Raw genomic sequence first — 4073 nt, 5'->3', positions numbered from 1 at the left:
TTGAGTGATTGGACCCTGAGTTGACCCTTCAATGGTGATATAAGCGGGTGTTGGCATAGTATGCTCCTGGTGAGCGCCCTCCGTGTGCGGACAGACGCAGCAAAACAAATAAATGAACCCCATTTGATGAGAATGGGCCACAGCCCCAGACCCCAGTCTGCGACAGCGTACCAACACAATTGCAACTTGCATGCCAGAGTGAGAGAAATAGAAGAAGAGAGCACACCAGAACTCGCTTACTTGTTGAAATAACTAGAGAATAAAATCTAATAAGATTCAGATCTGACCTAAATCTAGATCGTAAAGGGGAGTAGTAACGGGCCAGAATTGGCCCGGAGACCTGCATCAGACTCGCAAAATTGGCGCAACTCCTTGAAAATACTAGGAAAAGAAGCAGGCCAAAAATGGCCTGACCTAAGCCAAAAATGGCTTCCCCTTGTAATATAAGGGAAAATTCAAACAGAACCTTCAGAGCCGAGATGCTTTCAAAGTCCCGAACTTCCCCCAGAACAACCTATTTTCATGAAGTACGGTAAACATTACAAACAGCAACCTGCTCACCGAAAGGATTGAGAGTGCCCAATAAAAACCAAGTAGAAGGTAAGAGGTGGTCCCGTTTGTTTGGACAGGTGAGCACGTTTTATAAGTGGTTTCGCTCCGATTACGCAGCAGCTTGATTTATGTGCTGCGGGTGGTTGCAGTAAGCCTGATCCGGGGTATTCCAGTCAAGCGATGAATGTGGGCGCTTCAGGTTATAAAAGGTGATGTATTGCCCAATGGATTGTCGCGCCTCTGGCACATTGGCATAGGCCTTGAGGTAGACCTCCTCATATTTGATCGTGCGCCAGAACCGTTCGATGAAAATATTGTCGCGCCAGGCTCCTTTGCCATCCATAGAAATCTTGATGTCCTCGCGCTTGAGCACATCGGTAAAGTCTATGCTGGTGAACTGAGAGCCCTGATCGGAGTTGAAGATCTCTGGCTTACCGTGTTTGGCGAGAGCTTCTTCCAGTGCCTCAATACAAAAATCCGCTTCCATGGTGATGGATAAGCGCCAACTCAAAACGCGGCGTGAATACCAGTCAATGATTGCCACCAGATAGATGAAGCCCTTCGCCATGGGAATATAGGAAATGTCGATCGCCCAGACCTGATTGGGTCTTAAAACCTCTACATCACGCAGGAGATACGGGTAGATTTTATGTCCCACAGCTGGTTTGGACGTGTTTGGCCTTCGGTAGATTGCCTCAATACCCACCCTCTTCATCAAAGATCGTACCCTGCGCCGGCCGATGTCAAAGCCTTCTGCCTTCAACAGCTGCTGCAGCATACGGCTGCCCGCAAATGGATGCTCCAGGTGCAACTCATCCAGCCGACGCATGAGCTTCAACGTCTCCGCTGAAACTGGACGAGGCCGGTAGTAAACACTGCTTCTGGACAGGCTTAAGACTTTGGCTTGGCGGCTGATTGAAAGATCATGGTTACGGTCAATCATCTTTTGGCGCTCAGTAGTCCCGCTTTGGTGAGCGCTCCGGACAAAAAATCATTCTCCAAAGCCAACTCCCCAATCTTGGCATGCAGCCGTTTGATGTCCACTTCAGGTTCCTGCTTAGCCTGTTTATCAGCCCCGAACACATCAGGCATCGCCGCAAGGGCCTGCTCTTTCCATTGTTTGATCTGGTTTGCGTGCACATCAAACTCCTGAGCCAACTCGCTCAGGGTCTTCTCACCGCGAATAGCAGCAAGCGCTACTTTCGCTTTAAAGGCCGGACTATGGTTCCGGCGGGGACGTCTGGTCATTGTGATCTCCTGTCCTTGGCATCATGCCAGTTTCAGAAGCAAAATCCACTTATACAACCTGCCCTAAAAACCGGAGCCAGCTCTGTATATATCGCTACTAAGGGCGCTATTGGAAGCTCAACAAGCAGACAGCATAATCAAGTGAGTCTAGCGCTATATGTTGACCTTCTAACTCGGTTACCCAATGACAACGAATTCAGCGAGGGCATTTGTCTTTTCACAACTGCGACAACCAGAGGCTCAACGGGACTTTGGTGTGTTGAACTCATATGTTCAAGCCTTAAGCCCATTCGACCGTGGCGCTATCCTTGCTACAATGTGGGGAAAGGGAGACTTTCAACAAACTGCTGGTGCTTCAATATCCGGGATACTCCGAGATATTGAAGAAGGAGAGCTGCACGAAACTGTCTATCTATTCTTCACACCCGAAGAAGCAGCTATCGCATTAAGTGGTTTAGCTCGAACAGAAATTATATTAGGTGGCTCTCACGAGAAAGACGTATGTTATCGTTATGTCGCCAAAATTCTTTTAGGAACGATTGGAACTCTCCCAGAAGAGGCCCTGAAAACGCTCCGGAAATTACATCCACGCATTAGCAAGGGCTCTGCTGATGTTGCCTTAATTGCGGCACATGCAATTGGAGATGACTTACTCCTGGATGCTGCACTCGTAAACATTGCCGCGAGAAACGATGGCCCGATCTCATTTGAAGAGTTCGAGGCTGTTGCAGGAGTGTCTGATCTGCGCACCTTGGCAAATGCAATATGCGAAATCAGCCCAGAGTTGTCGCATAGTATCCCAGCACACGATTCTGTTCTTGCTGACATTCCAGAATGGCGATTGTTTGCTGAACATGCTGTTGAAGAAGTGCTGAGAAGATCTCGCCGGATAGTTGCAGGTGCAGTCAAATATCAATCAGATAAGTTGACCAGTGTTGCAGAAGCTTCAGCTGTTGCGCGAGCAGTGAAACTTGCTTTGACAGAACGTCTGGATTGGGGACTGAAAACACTCGATGAACTTTGGGTTGGAGCTGCCCTTGCTCCTGATCACAAAGCCAAATCGATGCCTTCTCAATCGTTAAGTATTCAGCTTGGAAAGGTTGTCCGAGATGAACCTCAGCCCGAAGCTGTGTTGATTGCACAAAAAGTCACTCGAGAAATACGCCATGCTGGCGTTAAGAAGAAGCTACAACGAACCACCAAAGAAGCTATACGAAACCTTTCTCTTCACCCAGAGCGCGTTCTTGATCTGCTTACAACAAGTCACATTCCAGATGAGTTTACTAAGCTTATAAAACCTGCATTGGAAGGTATGTTGCTGCGCTTGTGGTGGTTGGATGTTTCCGTGTGGGCCAGACAAATGACAGACAAGTCCTTATGGCCGATGACCAGCAAGCTAATCTGGGAAGTTGAAGACGAAGGGGATAGGTTTGCTGCAGTCCTCAAAGGAGGATCGAATGAAGGATTATGGCTCCTTGTGGATGGTTCTACCCGCTTGAGAGCGGAATGGCAGCGGGTTCGGCTCTGGCATCCCGTAGAGAGTTCAGAAGAAGAGCGTCAAGAATGGCAATTTTTCGTTACCAAAGAGGGTATCAAACAACCCTTCCCGCAGGCTTTTCGGGAAATCTATCCAGTGATGGAAAATGAACTCGGCACAAACACATCCAGAATGTTTGCCGGTCACACAGTCAGTCAGTTCCCTCTATTCGGATTGTCACAACAAATGGGATGGAGACCAAGCGATTATGAGACTCTAGCAATCACTCTTGCTGGTAGAAGGTTTAATTTTGAAACCGGCATACGTACCTTTCCAGGGTGCACGGGAGAAGGAACAACAGGCAACTTCTCTTTAAAAGGGCCAGAAAAGAAGTTTAGTGATGTACCTCAGCGTGTTTTGTCAGAGGCCTTTCGGCAAACTGATCTGCTTGTAGCAACAGGTGCTGCAGGCGTAGAAGATATCTTGCTAGAAGATGCATGGGATAAGACCAAAAGCTATCCAGGCCAGCAAAGCGTAAAGATGCGCAAGATTATGCTCCAGCTCACTCACCCCACTGCCCACGTAGAGGGGCGATGGCTCATGCTTGCTGACGGATATCGAGTAAACTTAAGTACTGGACGTATTGTCTATAACGGCGCACCAATTGAGTTACTCAAAACAGATAAGCGGCAGCGAGGAACTGATCGGGTGATGGATAAACTCTGGTCTGCGATCTCAGTCTTCGGGCTTGCAGGTTGAACTTATCGAACTAATCATACGAATCTGTACTCATAAC

At 48.2% G+C, this 4073-nt stretch carries 2 protein-coding genes; one reads left to right on the top strand and one right to left on the bottom strand.

The features are described 5' to 3' along the window. Positions 1–661 precede the first annotated feature (661 nt). Positions 662–1800, bottom strand: a protein-coding gene (locus tag PsAD37_RS20715; protein WP_370446623.1) for an IS3 family transposase whose coding sequence is annotated in 2 segments (ribosomal slippage) — positions 662–1536 and positions 1536–1800 — 1140 coding nt in all. Because the reading frame shifts where the segments join, the coding sequence is not laid out codon by codon here. Positions 1801–1984: 184 nt separating this feature from the next. On the opposite strand from PsAD37_RS20715, the gene PsAD37_RS20705 reads away from it, so the two are divergent. Then, the gene (locus tag PsAD37_RS20705; protein WP_084408009.1) at positions 1985–4036 is read left to right on the top strand and encodes a DUF4132 domain-containing protein; all 2052 of its coding nucleotides are present in this window, start codon (positions 1985–1987) and stop codon (positions 4034–4036) included. Positions 4037–4073: the final 37 nt, after the last annotated feature.

It is taken from the genome of Pseudovibrio sp. Ad37 (genome assembly GCF_001623075.1).
GTDB lineage: Bacteria > Pseudomonadota > Alphaproteobacteria > Rhizobiales > Stappiaceae > Pseudovibrio.
Note: the sequence above shows the minus strand (reverse complement) of the source record. Positions and strands in the feature narration are given on the sequence as shown.

Coding starts and splice junctions, on each gene's coding strand:
- PsAD37_RS20705 (WP_084408009.1), top strand. CDS start 1,985: ATGACAACGAATTCAGCGAGGGCATTTGTCTTTTCACAACTGCGACAA.